General features: G+C 60.4%; 15 protein-coding genes. 3 read left to right on the top strand and 12 right to left on the bottom strand.

The annotated features are described in order from the left end of the window. Positions 1-69: 69 nt before the first annotated feature. Entirely contained in the window at positions 70-5,247 is a 5,178-nt protein-coding gene (locus tag I3J13_RS11305) for a beta strand repeat-containing protein (RefSeq protein WP_196378850.1), read from the top strand. 102 nt (positions 5,248-5,349) lie between these two features. Here I3J13_RS11305 and I3J13_RS11300 read toward each other — a convergent pair whose 3' ends face one another. From I3J13_RS11300 to I3J13_RS11250, 11 genes are all read right to left on the bottom strand, one after another. Further along, a complete protein-coding gene (locus tag I3J13_RS11300) occupies positions 5,350-6,777 on the bottom strand; it encodes an FAD/NAD(P)-binding protein (RefSeq protein ID WP_196378849.1) in 1,428 nt (475 codons plus the stop codon). 183 nt (positions 6,778-6,960) lie between these two features. Further along, on the bottom strand, positions 6,961-8,064 hold the full coding sequence (gene sfnG / locus I3J13_RS11295) for a dimethylsulfone monooxygenase SfnG (RefSeq protein ID WP_142780941.1): 1,104 nt from the start codon (positions 8,062-8,064) through the stop codon (positions 6,961-6,963). Between the two features lie 22 nt (positions 8,065-8,086). Continuing rightward, positions 8,087-8,677 (bottom strand): FMN reductase, encoded by a 591-nt coding sequence (gene msuE / locus I3J13_RS11290; protein WP_196378848.1) that lies wholly within the window; start codon positions 8,675-8,677, stop codon positions 8,087-8,089. A gap of 295 nt (positions 8,678-8,972) precedes the next feature. Then, a complete protein-coding gene (locus I3J13_RS11285) occupies positions 8,973-10,916 on the bottom strand; it encodes a methyl-accepting chemotaxis protein (RefSeq protein ID WP_003523937.1) in 1,944 nt (647 codons plus the stop codon). Between the two features lie 329 nt (positions 10,917-11,245). Further along, positions 11,246-13,135: a M48 family metalloprotease gene (locus I3J13_RS11280; RefSeq protein WP_196378847.1), complete on the bottom strand. Its 1,890-nt coding sequence runs from the start codon at positions 13,133-13,135 to the stop codon at positions 11,246-11,248. Between the two features lie 8 nt (positions 13,136-13,143). Then, positions 13,144-15,180 (bottom strand): DUF4034 domain-containing protein, encoded by a 2,037-nt coding sequence (locus I3J13_RS11275; protein ID WP_196378846.1) that lies wholly within the window; start codon positions 15,178-15,180, stop codon positions 13,144-13,146. Between the two features lie 128 nt (positions 15,181-15,308). After that, a complete protein-coding gene (locus tag I3J13_RS11270; protein WP_196378845.1) occupies positions 15,309-15,635 on the bottom strand; it encodes a hypothetical protein in 327 nt (108 codons plus the stop codon). A gap of 118 nt (positions 15,636-15,753) precedes the next feature. Continuing rightward, positions 15,754-16,530, bottom strand: coding sequence for an ABC transporter permease (locus I3J13_RS11265; RefSeq protein ID WP_196378844.1), 777 nt, complete (start codon positions 16,528-16,530; stop codon positions 15,754-15,756). Further along, complete coding sequence (locus I3J13_RS11260; RefSeq protein WP_196378843.1) at positions 16,517-17,338, bottom strand: ABC transporter ATP-binding protein; 822 nt, start codon at positions 17,336-17,338, stop codon at positions 16,517-16,519. The genes I3J13_RS11265 and I3J13_RS11260 overlap by 14 nt, the downstream gene beginning before the upstream one ends. Before the next feature lie 9 nt (positions 17,339-17,347). Further along, complete coding sequence (locus tag I3J13_RS11255; protein ID WP_003523942.1) at positions 17,348-18,349, bottom strand: ABC transporter substrate-binding protein; 1,002 nt, start codon at positions 18,347-18,349, stop codon at positions 17,348-17,350. Between the two features lie 48 nt (positions 18,350-18,397). After that, complete coding sequence (locus tag I3J13_RS11250; RefSeq protein WP_196378842.1) at positions 18,398-19,480, bottom strand: 4-oxalomesaconate tautomerase; 1,083 nt, start codon at positions 19,478-19,480, stop codon at positions 18,398-18,400. A gap of 105 nt (positions 19,481-19,585) precedes the next feature. On the opposite strand from I3J13_RS11250, the gene I3J13_RS11245 reads away from it, so the two are divergent. Next, the gene (locus I3J13_RS11245; RefSeq protein ID WP_196378841.1) at positions 19,586-20,482 is read left to right on the top strand and encodes a LysR family transcriptional regulator; all 897 of its coding nucleotides are present in this window, start codon (positions 19,586-19,588) and stop codon (positions 20,480-20,482) included. A 115-nt stretch (positions 20,483-20,597) separates the two neighbouring features. Here the strand turns inward: I3J13_RS11245 and I3J13_RS11240 are convergent, their stop codons facing one another. After that, entirely contained in the window at positions 20,598-21,143 is a 546-nt protein-coding gene (locus I3J13_RS11240) for a MarR family winged helix-turn-helix transcriptional regulator (protein WP_196378840.1), read from the bottom strand. A gap of 148 nt (positions 21,144-21,291) precedes the next feature. Here I3J13_RS11240 and I3J13_RS11235 point away from each other — a divergent pair, with 148 nt between their 5' ends. Then, on the top strand, positions 21,292-21,627 hold the full coding sequence (locus tag I3J13_RS11235) for a cupin domain-containing protein (protein ID WP_003523945.1): 336 nt from the start codon (positions 21,292-21,294) through the stop codon (positions 21,625-21,627). Positions 21,628-21,630 lie beyond the last annotated feature (3 nt).

Raw genomic sequence — 21,630 nt, 5'->3', positions numbered from 1 at the left:
ACCGATGCCCCTCCGGGGGCTCGGGCGGAAAATCCACCTGTTGGGCCTGGACTTTAGGATTTTTCAGACATGACGTCGATCATTTCTTCCCTGAACGTCAATCAGATCAGATATCTTTCGACAGAGGCGGTCGCAGCCTGGACAACCGACGACGTGGCGTCGCTTTCCACAACGCAGATCAAAGCGCTCTCGTCGGCTCAGATCGCGGCACTGGATGTGGAGGATGTCAAAGTCCTCAACTCACAACAGTTGAGCGCCATTTCGCAGGGCGCCATCGTTGGCCTGACGCTGGATCAGCTCAACATTCTCGATCAGTACGCCATCAAAAGCCTGAATTCGAGCCAGATTTCTGCGCTCACCACCACCCAGCTCCATGCCCTGACGACGGAACAGGCGGAGGCTTTGACCTCATCTCAGGTGCGCGCCCTCAATGCGACGCAAATTGCCGCCCTGAGCGCGGAAGATATAGCGACATTCTCAACCGCCGACATCGCCGCAATCACAAGCAAAGCCATGCCGGGCCTCAGCACGGAGGTGATCGCAGGGCTGACCCCGGATCAGATCGCGGCCCTGAGCACGAGCGCCATTGCGAGCCTGACGACCGACCAGATCGCGGTCCTGAACCCGGAACAGGCCGAAGCCCTGTCGCCGGCGCAGGTCAAGGTGCTGAGTTCGATGCAACTCGCTGCTCTCGGCACGGACGATATAGCGACATTCTCGACCGCCGACATCGCGGCGATTACCGTCAAGGCCATGCCGGGCCTCAGCACCGAGGCAATCGCAGCGTTTAGCCCGGATCGGATCGCCGCCCTCAGCGCAAGCACGATTGCCGGCCTGACGATCGACCAGATCGAAACCCTAAGCACCGCCCAGATCGCCGCATTGACGACGGCGCAGATTGCCGCACTCAAGACGACGCACATTGCCGCCTTAAGCACCAGCCAGGTCGAAGCCCTGTCGCCGGAACAGGTGAGGTCGCTGAGCGCGGCACAATTCGTGGCCCTCAGCGCGGAAGACATCGCGACATTCTCAACCGCCGATATAGCGGAAATCACCGGCAAAGCCATGCCCCGTCTGGGCACGGAAACGATCAGCACGTTTACCAAAGAGCAGATCGCCGCATTGACCACGGCCCAGATGAACGCCCTCGGCGTAGCGCAGTTCCAGGCCTTGAGCGCTGCTCAGATTGAGGCCCTGTCAACCGCTCAGATTGCCGCCCTCAGCACCGGCGTGGTCGCAAACCTGATAGCCGACCAGATCGAAGCCTTCAGCACCCAGCAGGTCGAGGCCCTGTCCTCGGCACAGGTGAAGTTGCTGAGCTCGGTCCAGCTTGCCGCCCTGAGCGCCGAGGACATAGCAACATTCTCGACCACCGATATCGCGGCGATCACCGGCAAAGCCATGTCCGGCCTGAGCGCGGATGCAATCGCGGCGCTGTCCACCGCCCAGATCGCCGCCCTGACCACCAGCGCCATTGCCGGCCTGACGGCCGATCAGATCGAAGTTCTGAGCACCGAGCAGGTCGAGGCGCTGTCTCCGACGCAGGTGAAGTCCCTGAGTTCAGCGCAGCTCGCAGCCCTGAGCATCGAGGATCTGGCGACATTCTCGACCGCCGATATCGCAGCGATCACGAATAAAGCCATGTCGGGCTTGAACACCGATGTTATCGCGGCCTTCACCACCGCTCAGATCGGCGCCCTCACCACCAGCGCCATTGCCGGCCTCACTTCCGATCAGATCGAAGCCCTGAGCGGCAATCAGGTCAGCCTTCTATCCACCGCGCAGATCAAGGCGTTGAGCTCGGTTCAGGTCGCCGCCCTGGGCAACGACGTGGCCGCCCTGTCCACCAGCCAAACGGCCATGTTGAGCACGTCGGGCATCAAGGGCCTGACCAGCGATCAGGTTGCGGCCCTCAGCATCGATCAGTTCGCGGCCCTGACCACAGCCCAGATCGCGGCTTTCGGCTCGGGGCAGATTGCGGCATTGAGCACGGACAATATAGCATCGCTTTCCGTGGCCCAGCTTGCGGCAATGAGCACCTCCGGCATCCTGGGACTTTCGACCGGCCAGATCGCCGCCCTCAGCACCGATCAGGTTTCCAAGCTGTCGACCAAGCAGATGGCGCGGTTGAGCGCGGCACAAATTGCCACCCTCGGCACAGACGACATAGCCGCTCTTTCGACAGCCCAGATCGCCTCCCTGAGCGCTGCGGGCATTACCGGACTAAGCGCGCAGCAGCTGGCGACCCTCACCACCAGCCAGGCCGAAGCCCTAACGAGCGCGCAGATCGTCAATCTCGGCTCCACACAGATTTCGCAGCTGGGGACGGACGATCTGGCGAAATTCACGACCAAGGACATCGCCGCGATCACGTCCAGCGCAATCGCAGGACTGTCGGCGGAAACCCTCGCTTCCCTGACGACAGCCCAGATTGCCGCCCTGAACGCGCAAAGCATCGGTGCGTTGAGCACCGCACAGATCGCCGCCTTGAGTATCGCCCAGGTCGAAGCCTTGACCACCGCCCAGGTCGGCGCGCTCAGCTCGAAACAGATCGCCGCCTTGAGCGCGGACGACATTGCGACATTCTCGACCAAGGATATCGCCGCGATCAGTTCCAGTGCGATCGCCGGACTGTCGGCAGAGACCATCGCCTCCCTGACGACAGCGCAGATTGCCGCCCTGAATGTGCAAAGCATCGGTGCGTTGAACACCGCGCAGATCGCCGCCCTGAGCACCGCTCAGGTCGAGGCCTTGACCAGCGCCCAGGTAAGCGCTCTCAGCTCGACACAGGTAGCGGTCCTGAGCGCGGAGGATATGGCGACGTTCTCGACCAAGGACATTGCCGCCCTCAGTTCGAATGCCATCCCGGGCTTGTCCACCCAAACCATAGCGTCGCTGACAACAGCGCAGATCGCAGCGCTGAGTACGGCTGGTATTGGTGGGCTGAGCACCGGACAGGTCGCGGCGCTCACTGGCGATCAGGTGGAAGCCCTGACCAGTACCCAAATCGCGGCACTCACCTCCAAACAGGTTGCGGCCTTGAGCGTGGCTGACATCGCCTCGCTGTCAGCAGCCCAGATAGCCGCCCTCAGCACGGCGGGCATAACGGGCCTGACCACTGACCAGATCGCAGCCCTCGACACCGCGCAGGTCGAGGCTTTGACCGATACACAGGTCGGTGCTCTCAGCTCGAAACAGATTGCGGTCTTGGGTACGGACGATATGGCAACGTTCTCGACCAAGGACATTGCCGCGATCAGTTCAAATGCCATCCCGGGCTTGTCAACGGAGACCATAGCGTCGCTGACCACGGCCCAGGTCGCAGCCTTGAGTGCGGCTGGCGTTGGAGGGCTGAACACCGGGCAGGTCGCAGTCCTGACAAGCGATCAAGTCGACGCCCTGATCAGTATCCAGGTCGGCGCCCTCACCTCCAGACAGGTTGCCGCCCTCAGCGTGGCCAGCATCGCCTCGCTTTCGGCAACCCAGATAGCCGCTCTCAGCACGGCGGGCATAGCAGGCCTGACCACCGATCAGATCGCCGCTCTCAACACCGCTCAGGTCGAGGCCTTCACCAGTGCTCAGATCGGCGTCCTCAGCGCAAAACAGATTGCGGCCCTCAGCGCCGGTGGCCTTGATACATTCACCGCCGCCGAGCTGGCTGTCATCAGCTCGAGTGCGATCTCGGGCCTGTCGACAGCGGCAATCGCTTCGCTGACGACGGCGCAGATCGCAGCCCTCGGCGCGGCCGCAGTACCCGGCCTGACCACCGCCCAGATCGCGGCCCTCGGCACCGGTCAGGTGGATGCCCTCACCAGCGCCCAGATCGCCGCCCTCACCTCCAAGCAGGTTGCGGCTCTCAGCATCGCCAGTATCGCCTCGCTCTCGGCAGCCCAGATAGCCGCCCTCAGCACGGCGGGCCTGACCACCGATCAGATCACGGCCCTCGACACCCTTCAGGTCGAGGCCCTGACCAGCAGTCAGATCGGCACTCTCAGTTCGAAACAGATCGCAGCCCTCAGCGCCGGCGATCTCGATACATTCACTGCCGCCGAGCTGGCCGCCATCAGTTCGAATGCGGTCTCAGGCCTGTCGACAGCGACCATCGCCTCGTTGACGACTGCTCAGATCGCCGCGCTCGGCGCGGCGGCAATACCGGGCCTGACCACGGATCAGATCGCGGCTCTCGGCACCGGTCAGGTAAGCGCGCTGACCAATGCCCAGATCGGCGCCCTCACCTCCAAACAGGTTGCGGCCCTGAATACCGCCGACATCGCCTCCCTTTCCGTCAGCCAGATAGCGGCTCTGGACGCCAAGGCGATTGCAGGCCTTGGCAGCGCACAGACCGGCGCGCTGAGCATTGAACAGGTCCAGACATTATCCACCCGGCAGATAGCATCGCTGAATTCGGATGCGCTCAAGGGCCTGTCCTCGGAGATGCTGGAAACCTTCTCGACGGAGGAACTCGCGGCTATCGGCTCAAGCGCGATAAAGGGACTGTCCACGGACTTTATCGCCGCTCTTTCCACCGCCGAGGTTGCGGCCCTGAGCACGGCTGGCGTCGCCGGATTGACCAGCGATCAGATCAATGCCCTCGGCAAGGACCAGATCGAAGCACTCTCCACCAGCCAGATCGCCGCATTGAGTTCGGCCGGACTTGCGGGGTTGACGGCGGATGATCTGGATACATTCTCCACCGGGGAACTCGCCGCCATCAGTTCGACGGCGATAAAGGGACTGTCCGCCACCGTCGTGGCGTCCCTGTCTTCTCAGGAGATCGCCGCTTTGACGACGGGCCAGGTGGCTTCGCTGAGCTACGGTCAGGTCGCGGCAATGGGGTCCGCGCAAATCGGAGCGCTGTCACTGTCACAGGTCAGCGTCCTCAACGCGCTGCAGGCAGCCGCGCTTGGCGGCGACGACCTCACGGCATTTTCCACCGAACAGATCATCAGCCTGAGTTCGAGCGCAATCTCGGGATTGGGCACGGGTACGCTCGCTGCCCTGACGGCATCCCAGGCGGCAGCCTTCACGCCAGGCCAGGTCGCCGCCATGACATCGGCGCAGGTTACGGCCTTGAACAGCGCCAAGACCACCAACAGCTCTGTCCAGGATATCGCCTCCCTGATCTCAACCACCGATGAGACGGCTTCGACCCAGGACAGTGCGACCAGCACCTCAGTGGAGGCTTCGAGTGAAACGCAGGAGGTGTCTGACGTCGCTGCAACCATTTTGTCTTATCTGGACGTCTGACTTTAGCCTGCGAATAGAGGGAAATAACCGGGCCGGGATAGCTGCCATCGCCTGATGGCAGCCGCTATTTCGCCGGCTCATCAACGCCGCGCCAGTGTGCGTTCAAACCGGGGCCGGACTGCTCGTCGCTGGCGCAAGGCTCCGTGCGATTTCTCCGGCAATGAAGATCGCGTGCTCGGTCACCTGGGGCAGGCCCATCAGCTCACCGAAGGTTCCGCGCGCCAGCGGGCCGCCGATCAGCAGCGTTTCAATGGCCTGGCCGCGGCTGTCGATGGCGCGGGATCGCTCGTCGCAGTGGATGCCCAGCCCCGTGGGGCAAAAGGTCAGAAAACCCGCCTGCTCCAGACCGGAAAGAAAAGCCTGCGATTTCAGAATTCCACCATGGGCGGGACCGGTCGTCACGACGATTGCATCGACGTCGAGCCGCGCGATGTCCCTTTTGCCACGAAACCGCAGATCGACATGCAGCGAACCGTCTTCGCCAGCCTTTGCGGACACAAGCGACCCGGCGGTGATCTGTAATTGGCCCGAAATTATGGCCTCATCCAGAAGTCTCTCCACCTGCGGCGCGATCCTGAACCGGTGCGCGTCCCAGAAGGGCCGCAGCCACCGCACCACCCTGCGCTTTTCGATCAGCGGGAGGTTCCGCCATATGTCGCGTCCCTGCAGGCGAACGGCGTCCAGAACGCCATGCCAGCTCGCACCGCCCGCTTGCGACACTCGCACAGCCTCTCGAATCCGCCGCAATAGTTCCGACGCGCTTTTGGACGGCGGATCGACAAAATCGCCGTAGGGTTCCTGCGGCAAGGCCGGATGGCCACGCGACCGCAAGCCGCGGCGCGACAGCGAAACGACCCGCGCATGATGGCCGCGCCGGTGGAGCGCGGCAAAGGCATCAGCCGCGGTCAAGCCATTGCCGACGATCAGAATGCGGTCACCCGCGGCGATATTTTCCAGCGCGGCGTCCGCATTCAAGTCCGCCACCAGTTTCGGATGACCGGCAAGCGGTTTCAACACCTGCGGAAGCGCCGGCGGCGGATGGCTTGTCGCAACCACCACGATGTCCGCGAAATGGCTATCGCCGTCTGCGGTTTGCAACTCCCAGCCATCATCATGGCGGGCCACATGTTCCACCGTGCTGCGCCTGTGCTCAACAATGCCCGCATCCAGCAGGGGCGCGATCTCGGCCGCGACATAGGCGCCGAAGACCCTGCGTTGCGGATAGGCCTGCCCGTCGGGCAACACCGCTGCCTCATCGCCCGCCAGGGCATTCGACCTGTCGAGATAGTGGAGGAAATTATCCGGATCATCAGGATAAAGCGTCATGCGCCCGGCCGGCACGTTGATCCGGTTGGCCGGCTCCGGCGTGGAATAGGCAAGCCCCGCACCCAATGCCGCTCTCGGCTCGAACACGACGATCCGCACATTTTCGAACGCCCCAGCGGCTCGATGGAGATGAAGGGCAATCGCTGCCCCGCTAAATCCACCGCCTATGATGGCGACAATGGCATTCTTCCGGCTCACTGACATTTCAACTCACGCGATCTCGGCGGCACACCCCGAATAACGTCCAATTTTAGCAGCCGGGATGAAAAGTTCACAGCGATGCGCGTCAGGCCACGCAGGTTCGAACGCATGTGTCCCGTCCGGTCCGGCTGCGGCGCTTTCGGCGGATCAGCGGCGAAGGCCGCCGCTCCACCTGTTCTGTCTGCGTTATTCGGCCGCAATCGCCGCGCTTTCCTCGGCCTCTTCGAGTGCGCGCACCAGCGGAATGACGTGCTTGCCGAAATACTCGACCTCCTCCTGGAAATGCAGGAAACCGAGCAGGATGAGATCGGCGCCGGCGCGCTTCAGGCGCACGATGCGCTCCGCCACCTGTTGGGGGGTGCCGATGAGGTTTGAGCGGAAACCGTCATTGTACTGAACGAGATCCTCGAAGCTGGATTTCGCCCAGTTGCCCTCTCCTTCCGGGGAGGCCTTACCGGCATTCTTCACCTCATGGCCAAAAGCGTTGACCGCTTCCGGATTGGCCTTCTCGATGATTTCGGCAAGCACGGCCTTTGCCTCTTCTTCCGTCTCACGCACGATGGCGAAGGCATTTACGCCGACCTTGACCGAATGATTGTTCTCAGCCGCCTTGGCACGGATGTCATCGACCTGCCTTGCGATCTCTTCCGGGGTGTTACCGTTGGTGAAATACCAGTCGGAAACGCGGGCCGCCATATCGCGGGCTGCGCGCGAAGAACCGCCCTGAAAGATTTCAGGCTGCGGATCGATCGGCTTCGGCTTCAGGGAATAATTGTTGAAGCGATAGAAATCGCCGCGGAAGGTGAAGCTGTCTTCCGTCCAGATGCCGCGCAATGCACGGATGAACTCCTCCGAGCGGCGATAGCGCTCGTCGTGGTCGAGCCACGGTTCGCCAATGGCATGGAACTCGCCGCGAAACCAGCCGCTGACAATGTTGACCGCAACGCGGCCATTGGTGAGGTGGTTAATCGTGGCGATCTGTTTTGCAGCGAGCGCCGGGTTCCACGGCCCAGGCAGAATGGCAGCAATGACCTTCAGCGTCTTTGTCGACTCCAGCAGGGAATGGCTGAAAGACACGGATTCATGCTGGAACTCGGCGCCGTAACCGGCCGTGAATCGAATCTGGCTCAGCGCATAGTCAAAACCGCTCGCTTCCGCGATCTGCGCGAGCTTGCGGTTATAGTCGATGGTCCAGCTGGTGCGTTGCTCGATATTCGAGATGACGAGGCCACCGGAAACATTCGGAACCCAATAGGCGAATTTAACGGGCTCGGCTGTGCGTGCGGTCATGATAAATTCCTCTCTTGCAATCTCAGTTGGCAGCCGCTTCGCGTGAAACGACGGAAAGGGTCGGATGGTGATCGCCGCCGCCAAGCGCTTTGGCGGGCAGAAGCTCGAACAGATCGGCGACGGCGCGCTCAATGCGCGCTTCGACGGCCGGGTTTGAAAGCGTGTATCCGGTAAAATCCGCCTCGACGGCATAAACCGTGGTCGGCATGGTAACAGCGCCGAAGAAGCCGAACAGCGGACGGAACTGGTGTTCCAGCATCAGGCCATGCAGCGGCGAGCCGCCGGTCGCGGCAAGGATCACGCGCCGACCCTGCAGGGCACGGAAATCGACGAGATCGAATAAATGCTTGAGCGCGCCCGTATAGGAGGCGCGATAGACCGGCGAACCGACGACGAGCACATCGGCAGCCTCGACGGCATCGACAATTGCACGCCCGGCCTCGTCGAGCTCATCTGCGCGCAATGCCCGAAATAGAACCGGGGCGGCATCGGCAAGATCGATGAGGTCGGTTTCAACCTTCGCCGTCCGCCCGATCGCGGCAACAATTCGTTCAACAACATGCGCCGTGCGGGATGGCCGCTTCACACTACCGGAAATGCCAAGGATCTTCATATCCGTTCGCCCTTCTTTTTTGTGTATTTTCTATGTTTTTAATAGGCTATCAAAGACGCTCATTCCAAAAGCCGCATATTTTGAGAAATGCTTTCGCGTATTTGGGCCAAAGCGCCGACTGTTTCACACGGGGCAAGGCGGTCGCTGCAAGTGCCGAAGGGGAAAGCCGCTCATGCCCTCAACGGGCGGATATCGCCCAAAAGCAGGACACCGGGGATCTCCGATCCCCGGTGCCAATATTTAGAGCGATGCTTTCAGCGCCTCAACCGAGTGCGCCGTAAAGGCAGGGCAAGGATCAAAACTCCTCCCAGTTGTCGGGGGAGGTATTCAACGCGGCATTGCCTGAAAACGCCGCCCTTATCCTGCCGCCAAGCGCACGCGCGGGAGACGCTGCGGGTCTGTCGGCGACCGATGCCGTGCGCACGGGGACAGAAGCCTCGCCATAACCGCCTTCGGACAGTTTGAACTGCGCGATCAGCCCGTTGAGCGAAGACGCCTCGCGTGCAAGCCCGTGGCTGGCGGCGGTGCTTTCCTCCACCATGGCGGCGTTCTTCTGGGTGTCCTGATCCATCTGGTTCACGGCCGTATTGATCTGCTGAAGACCGGAGGATTGCTCCTGTGCCGATTCCGCAATGGCGGCGACGTGCCGGTTGATTTCCTGCACCTCCGTCACGATCAGTTCCAGCGCCTTGCCGGTTTCACCAACCAGCTGCACGCCCTGCTGAACCTGACCGTTGGATGTCGTGATCAGGTTCTTGATCTCCTTGGCCGCACCGGCGGAGCGCTGCGCCAGTTCGCGAACCTCCTGCGCGACGACGGCAAAGCCCTTGCCCGCCTCACCCGCACGGGCAGCTTCCACGCCCGCATTCAGCGCCAGAAGGTTGGTCTGGAATGCGATCTCGTCGATCACGCCGATGATGTTGGAAATCTCATTGGCGGATGTCGCTATCTGCTCCATTGCAGCGACGGCCTGCTGCACCACCTCTCCGGATTTTTCAGCGCCGACTTTTGCACGGCCGACGAGGTGACCCGCTTCCTGCGCCCGCTTCGTGGCGTCCTTCACCGTCGTGGTGATCTCTTCCAGCGCAGCCGCAGTCTCTTCAACGGCGGCAGCCTGCTGCTCCGTGCGTCTCGCCAGATCGTCCGCCGCAGACCTTATCTCATTGGCGCCGGCGTCGATGCCGCGCGCGTTCTGCGCCACCTGGCTCAAGGTCGACTGCAACTGTTCCGCAGCCCGGTTGAAATCGCCGCGGATACCGTCAAGACCGGAGACGAACGGCTGAACGATCCGGTAAGTAACGTCGCCCTGGGCGATCTTCGAAAGGGCCGTGGCAAGATTGTCGACGGCAAACTGCACGTCGGCAGCTTCCCTGGCCTTCTGTTTCTCGCGCTCGATCCGGTCCTTTTCCGAAGTCGACCGGTTGGCCTCCGTTTCATTCTCAAGCCGGAGGCGTTCGATTGCGCTTTCGCGAAACGCCTGAACCGCAGCGGCCATCTGGCCGACTTCATCCCTGCGATCCATTCCAGAAATTTCGCTTGCCGTATCACCGGCCGCGAGCGATTCCATGCGCGCGCGAAGCCGCGCAATCGGGGTGGTGATGCCCCGGGAAGAAATAAGCAGGCCAAGTGCGATCACGGCCAGCGAAACGAGCGCAAGCGTAATCAGGCCCGTCCAGATCGTCGTATTGGTGCTGGCTGTAAGGCGTTCTCTCCCCTCATTCATCACCTGGATGAGCTGCTCATTGCCGGCACTGATCTTTGGCGAGACTTCGGCAATTTTCCGAAGCACATTGAGCGCCATCTGCTGCGCTTCGGCGCGTTGCCCTGCCTGCATGAGGGCGATGACCTGATTGCCGATCTCCTCGACTTCGACAACACCCTTAAGGATATCACGGGCGGCATCCGTGCGCGCCGGCACCAGTTCCATGATCTTGTTCTGGCGTTCCTCGAGCTGCTTACGGTCGGCTCTGAAGGTTTTGACGGCAGCTTCGAAATCAGCGCTGGCCGGGTCGTTAAGGCTGGCGCGAAGCATCTGCATGCCGAGTGCGTTGAGGTTTCCGCTAGTTCTGGCGTTCAGAACCGCAGCAAGGGCCTCATGGCCGATGAAATCGCTGTAGACGCTGTCGGTGCCTTTATATTGCAGGCTGACGTAGCTTATTCCGGAAAGCGACATCAGGCTCATCAACGAGATGACAAAAACGACCTTCGTTTTTATCTTGGTATTGTTCAGGAAAGACATGAATGGCCTCAAGGCAAGCACTCCTCCAGCCGCCCTCTCAGGAGGCCGGGGAATATATAATGAAACATCGCGGGTAGCTGTTGCCCCTCCTCATAGGGCGACAAGCGGATGCCTTTTTCGAGCCGCCGCCGGGCGGGTCGTCATGGGTCCGCTTGTTCTACCGGCTCCGCCGATGAAACCTTGGAACCTGCGTATTTTAGATTTCACAAAATCACTAAATGAAGTGTTACCCGGGATAGGCAAGTGCTGACAATTCGCCGCGCCGCAGACCGGTTCGAGCATCGTTTTCAAGCCTGGCAGCAGCCGGCGCCGTTATTCAAGCCTGTAACCTACGCGACCACGGCCGTGCCCGCTCGGGCAATCAGGCTATCGTGCCTGCAATGGGCCGGGACTGGATCGTTCGGCCCGATAAAACGAAGCTGCAGATGAAGATGCAGCCGCGCCTGCAAACGCTCAAACAGCCGCTTGCAGGCGGAAGCGTTCCTGTCCTCCTCGCCGGTCAATTTGCCGATGAGGCGCATGAACCAGCCGTTATAGGCCTGCACATAAAGGAACCATCGTGTCGGGTCCGGCGCACCGGGCGGCGTGTCGCGGCAGAGCCAGATGGCGTGTGCATGCTGAAACAGCGGATGAAGCGTGCCTTGCAGCAAGGCGAGTTCGGATGCTTCCAACCCGTGAGGATGGAGACCGGTATGGTTGGCGGCGGATCGGACGGCATCTTCGCTCGTCCACAGACGGTCGGCGATCTGCCGATGCTGCTCCGCCGCCGGCCTGTCTCCCACCCGCAGGCAGAGTTCGCAGAGGTGGCGATGGAGCCTATACCTGGAGAAAGAGGGATTCCGGCCGATACGGTGCCACAAGGACATTGCTCCGTGTATGTCTCCGGCTTTCTCCATATCCTCTGCCCGTAGCTGTAGAAGCGTCGTCTCTTCAGGCGAATACCGCAATCCTTCCGCGATCGCCTCGGCGCGAAGCATGCCTGACGGATCGAATTTCTCTGAAAGCAGCGCCAGTTGCAGCCAGTCCCGCTCGTCGAACATCTGTTGTTCGCGACGCTGCAGGAGCCTTGAGAAGTCGCTGCGCTGACGGATATGCCAGTCTTTTGCGTCCTGCCAGCCTCGTGCGGCGTTGTCGCGCCAGTCTGCATCAAGCCGTGCAGCGATGCCGGGGGCTTCTTCCCCCAACCATTCCGTGGCAGCGGAAGTCTCTTCGAGACGCCAGGGCAGATGATCGGGAAGCGGGCCTGCCGGATCAAACCCCGTCGCGGCAATGCGCTCCGACAAAACGGGATGGGTGCCATGACTATCGGGTTTCTGGCAGAGGTCTTCATGCAGCCAGACGGCCGCCTGCGCGCCATCTCGCGGGCGGCTGTTCTCCGGCTCCGCCAACATCAGGGCGAAGGGTCGCGCCTGCGAGATGTCATCCTTGTCTGCCCCAGCAAACATATCCGGCCAGAATTGGCTGGACAGGGCTCTTTGCCGCAATGTGAGAGCGATTTCCGTCTCAAATGCGATGTCGGCGCCGCAGACCGTAATCGCCCGCGCATCGGCAACCGCCTCACAGCGACGGGAAAACTCCAGCGTCTCGCGCATCATGCGCGGTACATACCAGGCAAGAAACAATCTGAGCGGCGCGGTGACCAGCCGGTGATTGCGCTCGTGCAATTTACCGAGCGCCGCCCAGCGTTGGCGAGCCACATAGGCCCAGCGCGCGAAATGACCGTGCAACCGGGAAATATGGGCGTATTCATGCGCGATGACGGTCGCGGCCTGCCGTCCCGTCAACAGGGCGAGAAGCGGCAGGCCGAGTACCAGAACATGCCTCGGCTGGCCGCCACGGGAGCCTGTCTGATAGATGGACGCGTTAAGCTCTGCATTGATATAGACGGCCGTGAAGGCTGGCGCATCGCAGGCGAGGCGCAGCCGTTCAAGCTCTTCGGCAAAAGCGGGAACCCTGTCGGCCTCCAGCAATATTCCATCCGAAACCGGTGGGGGCGGCACTGCCGCATAGGCTCGCAGGACCATCAGCCCGTAAAAGACCCATGACAGCGCCGGCAAGGCAAGAAGCACCAGCAGAAGCCGCGAAGGCACCAGCAACACAAGCAAAAGAGGCGACAGGATCAGCGCAAGGCCGCTTGCCAACAGGAACATGTCGCCAAAGGCGAGCCAGGCCAGGGCTCGCCATCTGCCTTCGCGCGGTGACTGGAGGGGGCTCGCCATGCCGACGCTTATTTCGGTGGGAGATGGTCGCTTGAAAGTTTCTTGCCGAGGAAGAAGGCCTTCAACGCCCGCCCGGCCATCTGCAATCCGCTCGATCCATAAACTTGCGTTTCCATCCACTCCAGTGACGAATGATCGGGGAAGAGTTCCTTGTAACGGTCGAACCATTGCATGGCGATAAACTCGCTTTTGGGAACGCCATCGCCGTATTTATAGGCGAGAACGACCTGACCATAAGCCTCTCCGGCAATGTGGTCGTCATGATAGTCGATGAGGGATTTCATATTGGCGACGGCCTGCTGTTTTTCCTCCGCAGTGCCGTGCCTGCGATCAACGCTCGCCAGTCGAATGAGGGACATATCCACGCCGCCTTCCATCGCGCCACGGTAATATTCCTGAACCCGTTCGAAATTTTCCCGGAGCGACAGATCGAGATTGTCGACATTTTCCAGCCGCCAGGCATAGTTATAAAGCGCAACCGGTTCACCCTCTTCGACCGCCTGCTGAAGCCAGCGACCCGCTTCGTCGCCGTCGAGCAGTCGCTGGTCTGTATCGGGCCGGAATCCCGTTGCGATATCATACATGCTTGCCGCGGCCGAATAGACGCGCCGTTCAGCGAATGCGCGGGTCAACCAGGCCGACTCCTGCTGGAAGCCTCCATCCCAGATCATCCGGCAGGCATGCATCGGCGTGAACTCATCGGGCTCGTAGAGCGGTTCGAGTTGCGCAACCCGGTCGACCAGCTGCGTGGCGATGGCCGGGTTCGCCTCTATTCCCCACATGCCGAACTGCCAGGCGAACGCCGCCATTGTCAGCATGGTCGGCTCATCAAAACGACGGACGGCCGTTTGCAGCACGTTTGCATAGGCGCCGTCGTGATCCTCGAAATGCTGGATCAGCATCAGATTGGTGAAGTCCCGGAACGGGCCGTCAATGGCCGGATAGGTTCCCGGCGCCTTGCAGTAACGGATGGATTCGACATGGCGCTGGTGCGCCAGTTTTTCGTCCTGGAGAGAATAATGAGTGAAATTGGCGTATTTTCCGAGGGAAACGAAACGCAGGCGATCGGTGAGATCCCGCGCCAGCCAATTCTTGAAAATCCTCTCCCGGGCGGCAATTTCGCGGGTATCGCCGGGTTCGGGATAATCGGGGATGGTCAATGCATCCTGCACCCCGGGCCAGCGCACGGAATTGCGCTCCTGTTCGCTCAGTGCGGAACATAAGGGGCCTTTGGCGAATTTTTCAACCTCGCCATCATCGCCACCCCATCGCGGGCTCAAATATTGCGCGTAAGAAACCAGGATTTCCGGCCACCGGGGCCGCAGCGAAAGGCAGTAGCGCAGCCAGTAATAGCCGGGATTTTCGGCGTCCCCCTGCTGCAGGGGCGGAAGCGAGGCAGGAAGCGTCGCCGTTACGATACCGGGCGGCGTCAATCCGTGTCTGGCAAGCCGGGCGCATGCGGCTTCGTAAAGCTCCGGTCCCAACTCATCGCGAGCTATCGTCTTTTCAACCGGCGTGCCCAGAAACAGCGCATCGACGAAATCCGGCTGACCGAGATACTGGCTCATCTCCATCATGGTTTCCGCGGCAAGAGCAGGCCGCGCGGAAAGGGCCATCGCCTTCAGCAAATGCTCTGCCGCAATTATGCAGGCCATGTGGGCGGCGGCCCACTGGTCTTCCCCAACATCCGATGCCCAGGTCGCCGTTCGGATGTCACAGGCCCGGCGGAAGTAATAATGGCCGGCGACCTGCCTTGCATGATACGAAGCCGGGTATGCCTGCCTCCAGGCATCGAGCAGTTCCAGTCTGAGGGCCGCGTCGACGCTCGCGTTGTCGAACAGGCCCGTATCAGTCGAAAGATGGATATAGTGATCGTCCGCCAGATCGTCGGACTGCCACCATGCCGCCTCAAGCGCCGCGAGTATACGCTCCACCTCGTCGAAGCGCCGTTCAAGCATCGCCTTTCGCAATTCATCCCGCTGACGGAATCTCGCCCATTGCGGGCCATCCAGTGACAGAGGCGACGAACTTGTGACTGTTTTCATGAAGGGCTCCTCAGCGGATACGTCCTTCCTTGGAGCACCAAAGAACCCCCTGTGTCGAGATATGGAAGGAGACTTTTCCCAGCACTTTTACAAATCTCACCGCCAGGAACACAACACTGCACCGGCACTCAATCAGCAAAAGCCACGAGCCCCACGCCTCGCTTTGCAGCCCGTTGCAGGAGATCACGCATCGAATTGAACGCGGCCAGCGCGTGTTCGTTACCTTCAAAAACATGTTCGTTTGCCAGGAGAATGTTCAGCAATATCACGACCTGCTTCGGTTCAAGCAGCGTATCTTCGAAATATCTGAGATTGACGCCGGCCTGCCGGGCCTTGTCGAACAGGGCCGCAAGTAAACGGTGCGCATCAAGATCGATGGAGCCGGCGAGTTCCAGGCAGCCCGGGTCCGAGGGTATGACGGTGGTGTCGAAATCAGCGTAGTAGATGTCCAGCATGTGCAATTTGTCCAACGAATGAAGGATTTGGACGTCCCCATTTCGCTTGCAAGGCTCAGCCATTTAAAAAGGGGCGATCGCGGACCGCCCCAACGGAAATAGTCTTGTTGCAGTCCGCTTACGCGGGACGCTCCTCGCCTGCATTGGGTCGCCAGGTAATCAACCTCTTCTCCGCAAAATCCAGAATGAGGTCAATAACAAGAACGAAGACCGCCAGGATGATGATGCCCGCGAAGACGCCGACCGCATCGAAGTTGCCTTCCGAGCGGGCGATCAGATAACCGAGGCCGGCGGAAGCTCCCAGATATTCGCCGATGATTGCGCCGACCACTGCAAATCCGACGGAGGTGCGCAGCGACGACAGAATCCAGCTCGCCGCCGCCGGGAAATAGACGTGACGCAGCAGATCCGAACGCCTGGCGCCCAGAATGCGGGTATTGGAAAGCACGACCGGGTTCACTTCGCGCACGCCCTGCATGGCATTGAAGAAGGTGACGAAGAAGACGAGCGTAACCGCAAGCGCAACCTTCGACCACAGGCCAAGACCGAGCCAGAGCACGAAGATCGGGGCCAGAACGACACGCGGAATGGCGTTCACGGCCTTGATGAACGGATCGAGCACCCGCGCGACGAAGGGGCTGAGGCCCAGCCAGACGCCGGCGCCGACGCCGAGACCTGTACCTATGAGATAGCCCAGCACCGTTTCGCTCAGCGTGATGCCGACATGCTTGTAAAAACCGGCATCGGCAACCCAGTCAATCACCTGTTTAACGATGTCATAGGGTGCGGGAAAGAAGAAGCGGTCGATGGCGCCCGAGGTCACACCGAGCTGCCACCCGCCCAAAAGCACGACCAGAAGAGCGATCTGGATGATACGAACATTAACGGCTTGCATAGCTTTTCTCCACTTCGCCACGCAGGGACGCCCATATATCGCGATAGAGCGTCATGAATTTTGGATCGAGTTTGATTTCCGCGACGTTGCGGGGCCGCTCGAGATCGACAGGGAAGCTCTCGATGACACGGCTCTTCGGGCCGGCAGCGAGAACGACAACCCGGTCTCCGAGCGCAATCGCCTCTTCCAGATCATGGGTGATCATGACCACCGCACGGCGGTCCTCCTGCCATAGGCGCAGCAACTCGTTCTGCATGAGGTGGCGGGTGTGGATATCCAATGCCGAGAAGGGTTCGTCCATCAGGATGACCTTCGGCTCGGTGATGAGCGCCTGCGCCATCTGCACGCGTTTGCGCTGTCCGCCGGAGAGCTGGTGCGGAAAGCGGTCTCCGAAGCCCTTGAGGCCGACCTTTTCAAGCCAGGCCTGAGCCTTGACGCGCCGCTCATTTTCGGGAACGCCCCGGAACATCAAGCCAAGCTCGACATTCTGAAACGCTGTCTTCCAGGGAAGAAGCGCGTCCTGCTGGAACAGATATCCGATGTTGTTCTGTACGCCCTTGACGAGCGAACCGTCGATGGAAACCCTGCCCTGCGCTGGCTTCAACAGGCCCGCAATCGCGTTGAGAATGGTGGACTTTCCGCATCCCGTCGGCCCGACGATGGAGAGAAACTCACCATCGCCGACCTTGAGATTTACGTTTTGCACGGCAACGAACGAACCGAACGCCATGGTCACGTCGTCGATTGCCACCATCGGCTGGGGTTCGAGTTCCGTCACGGGTTCTAGCTTTCTGGCTGGCGAAGACATGGCGGCCTCTCAGTTTGCGGCCTTCGAGGCCGCGGCCTCGACGAACTTGTTGGTGTAGGTGGTGTTGAGATCGATCGTCGCCTTGGCGACCGCATCATTGAAGCTTTTCAGAACGGCGAGCGGCGTTTCGAGATCGGCAGGCTCAAACTTGCCATCTTCGGAGAAGATCGCCTTGGCCGCTTCAACGGCCTTGATGTAGGTCTGCTTGTCGCCGGACACGAAATCATCGGGAAGCTTTGCGACGATTTCCTCCGCAGAATGCTGCTTCATCCAGTGCAGCGCCCGAACCGTCGCATTGGTGACCTTCTGGATCACTTCCGGATTGGCATTGATATAGTCCTGCGTGGCGTAAAGGACCGAGGTGGGATAGATGCCGCCATAGACATCCCTTGCGCCCTGATCGCTACGGGCATCGATGAGGATCTTGCCCAGCCCGCGCTCCACGACGATGGTTGCGGCAGGATCGTAATTGACGAGCAGATCGATCTTGCCCTGCTGCAGGGCGGCAACGGCCGCAGCACCCGAACCGACACCGATGATGGAGATGTCATTGTCGCTGAGATTATGCTGCTTCATGTAGTAGCGAATGAAGAAGTCCGAAGAGGAGCCGGGCGACGTGATGCCGACCTTCTTGCCCTTGATCGTCTCAGGCTTGGCCGGGTCGAAGTCCGTGTCGTTCTTGCCGGCGAGAACCAGACCCGAGTTGCGGGCAAGCTGCACGAAGCCGACCACGTGCTTGTTCTGCGACTGCATCTGGATCGTATGATCGTAGAAGCCCACGGCAACGTCCGTGGAACCGGCAACAAGCGCCTGCAGAACCTTCGATCCGCCCTGGGCAAAGTTCTCGGTCGTTACATCAAGGCCCTCCTCCTTGTAGAAGCCAAGGCTCGCCGCCACGGGGAAAGGCAGGTTGTTGAGGTTGTACGAGCCAACGCTCATCCTGACGGATTCGGCATTGGCAGATGCCGCCAGCGCACAGAGCGCCGCGGTTGCAAGCAGATATTTACGCATAAGGGTCTCCTCCCGGTTTGACTATATTTTGCGCCACTATGGCCGCGTCTAGGCTGCGTCTTCAATCGCAGCGGTTGGTTTGGCGAAGGCGAAGCCTTCGAAAAGCCTGCGCGCCGTTCTTACGAGTCCGGCCGTTATTGCGCCGTTTCGCATCTCCAGCTGAACATCGAGGCAGCCTGCGGGATGTTCGATGCGGATCTGGGTCGGCACCGAAAGGCCTCCGGCCGCATCATAAGCGATGGAGCCTTTGGTGACAGCCGCGGTTGCGATGCCAACGGCACCGGTCGTCGCCAGTGCAGGATGACACTCGTTGGGCATGAAATACCGTACAGAGAGAGTGCCGCCTCTGCGGGCCGGTGCAATGAGCACCGGTTTCGGAATGACCATGTCTTTCACATCACCCATTCCCATCGACTTTCCGGCCTCGATGCGGATGCGGGTCATCCGTGCGATGAGATTCTTGTGAGCGCTCAGGGTTTGCGGATCCTCGTATCCCGTCACGCCGAGATCGGCTGCACGGATGAGAATCATCGGAATGGCGCAGTCTATGGCCGTCACATTGACGCCATCGATCAGATCGACCGGCTTTCCGGTGGGCAGCAGCTTGCCGGTTTTCGCACCTGCCGCATCCATGAATGTCAATGCGATGGGCGCCGCCAGACCCGGAACACCGTCGATCGAGGCGTCGCCGAGATAAATAACCTCGCGGCCGCGTGTCGGAACCTTCGCCTCGATCAGCTTGCCGGTATTCACGTTATGGATCCGCACGAGAGTATCGCTGCCCTGCGCTTCGACAAGCCCCGCTTCGATGGCAAAGGGCCCGACGGCGGCCAGCATGTTTCCGCAGTTTGGCGAATAGTCGACATACTGCCTGTCGGTGCGAACCTGCGCGAACAGATAGTCGATGTCAGCGCCCCTGACCGTGGAAGGGCCGATAATCGCAACTTTGGACGTGACCGGATTGCCCCCGCCAATGCCGTCGATCTGCAACGGATGGCCAGACCCCATGATGGAAAGAAGGGCCGCGTCCCGGTCTGCCCGATCACGGGGAAGATCGGATGCGAGAAAGAACGGTCCACGCGACGTTCCACCGCGCATCAGCACACAGGGTATCTTCAGCAGATCGTTCATGGGTTGCCTCAATATTGCATTTGGCGGATCAATGCGCCGTGTTGTTGCAATATGAGCAAAAGAGTCTAATCTGTTAAATGCAATGTTTTGGAGTTTTATTGCGGTATGAGCATCAATTGTGAAATTCTGGATTTGCGGGCGTTTCAATCTGTGGTTGAACTGGCCAGTTTCCACAGGGCCGCCAAGGCGCTGCATATCTCGCAACCGGCGCTTACCCGCCGTATCCAGAAACTGGAGCAGGCGATTGGCGCGCCACTTCTGGAAAGAACGACGCGCCACGTTGCCCCCACCGCCATGGGGCAGGAAGTCATGCCACTCGTTCGGCGTATGCTCGAGGAATTTGACGGATCGCTTTTTGCCATGAAGGACGGCGCGCAACGGCGCGGGCTTATCACCATGGCCTGCGTTCCCACCGCCGCTTTTTACTTTCTTCCCACCGTCATCAAGACCTTCAGCCAGCAATATCCCCATATAAGGCTGCGGATCAGGGATCTGACAGCCAATGAGGGTCTGCAGGCGGTAGCCAGAGGCGAGGTGGAATTCGGCATCAACCTGATGGGCAATTCCGATCCCGAGCTTTCATTCGAGCCCCTCATCGATGACCCTTTCGTGCTGGCAATGAGGAAAGACCACCCTCTGGCAGCTTTCGAGACAATCGAATGGGACCAGCTGGAGGCCTATCCGCTGGTCGTCGTGGACCGTTCGAGCGGCAACAGGACGCTTCTCGACAGCGCGCTTGCACGGCACAATTTAAAATTGAACTGGTTTTATGAGGTGACGCATCTCAACACGTCGCTCGGTCTCGTCGAAGCCGGACTTGGCATTTCCGTCCTGCCGCGATTGGCAACGCCGCAGGACGAGCACCCATTCCTCATCACCCGGCCAATCGTCAACCCGGTGGTCTCCCGTACGATAGGCATCGTGCAAAGACGAAGCAGCGCTCTTTCCCCAGCCGCCGAAAAATTTGTGCGGATGCTGCTCGAGACCTGGAAAACACAGTGATCGCTTGAGAGAGATGCTTCTAGGGCATGCTGCGGCCAATGGCGGCGCGAACCGTAGGTGCCGGCAAACAGCCTCTGATTTGCAGATCGCTCGAATGAAAGAACTGCGCCAGAAGCTACACGCGGGCCTCGATATCCAGCACCAGCTTTTTCAGCAGCGCCGCGAGGTTATCGCGCTCGTCCGGAGTGAGCCCCTGCAGGAAAGTCTGCTCGCTCGCCATGTCCTGGCGAAACGCCTTTTCCGCCAGCTCAATGCCCGCCGGCATGAGGCAGACAACGACGCTGCGCCCATCGAGCTTCGATTTTCTGCGCTCGATGAGGCCGGCCTTTTCCAATCGATCAAGCCGGTGCGTCAGACCGCCTGAGGAGAGCATCAGCGTCGTATACATTTCCGTCGGCGTCAGCTGGTAGGGCGGTCCGGACCGGCGCAATGTCGCGATGACATCGAACTCGCCGCGGTCGAGACCGAAGCCGGCAAATGTCTCTTCGATTGATGGCGCCAGAAGGTTGCTGAGCCGTTTGGCGCGCCCGAAGACAGCCATCGGTTCCGTATCGATATCAGGCAGTTCCCGCGCCCACTGGCCACGGAGACGGTCGACATGATCTTCCCTGTCAGCGTCCATCGTCCGATCCGTCGTCGTGTCCGGCATCGCCTGCTTCATCTCATCACCCCATCAGCATTTCGAAAACCATATACGGCTTTGCCGGCTTCGTGAATATATCTTTGCGAGAAGATAGATATCTTGACAGGAAGATAAACTGCACATATATCTTCTCGCGAAGATAGTTTTGTCTCAGGGAGGAGACCAGATGTTTTCCATCCGCCGTCATCAGGAACCGAACCCCGGCCAGAGCCGGACGGTGCGTTATGAAGGATGCGAATACGGAAGCGCCGTATCCATCTTTCTCGTCAATGCCGATCCGGGTCGCGGCCCTGATCTGCACGTTCACCCCTATGCCGAAACCTGGGTGGTGCGCAAAGGCGAGGCCGAGTTCACAATCGGCGATCAGCGGGCGCGCGGCTCGTCGGGAGACATCGTCGTTGGGCCTGCCAATATCCCCCATCGCTTCGAAAATATCGGCACTGACCGGCTGGAGATCATCTGCATCCATCCGAGCGAGACCTTTCAGCAGACCTTCCTGTAACCC

Source organism: Agrobacterium leguminum (assembly GCF_015704895.1).
GTDB lineage: Bacteria > Pseudomonadota > Alphaproteobacteria > Rhizobiales > Rhizobiaceae > Agrobacterium > Agrobacterium leguminum.
Note: the sequence above shows the minus strand (reverse complement) of the source record. Positions and strands in the feature narration are given on the sequence as shown.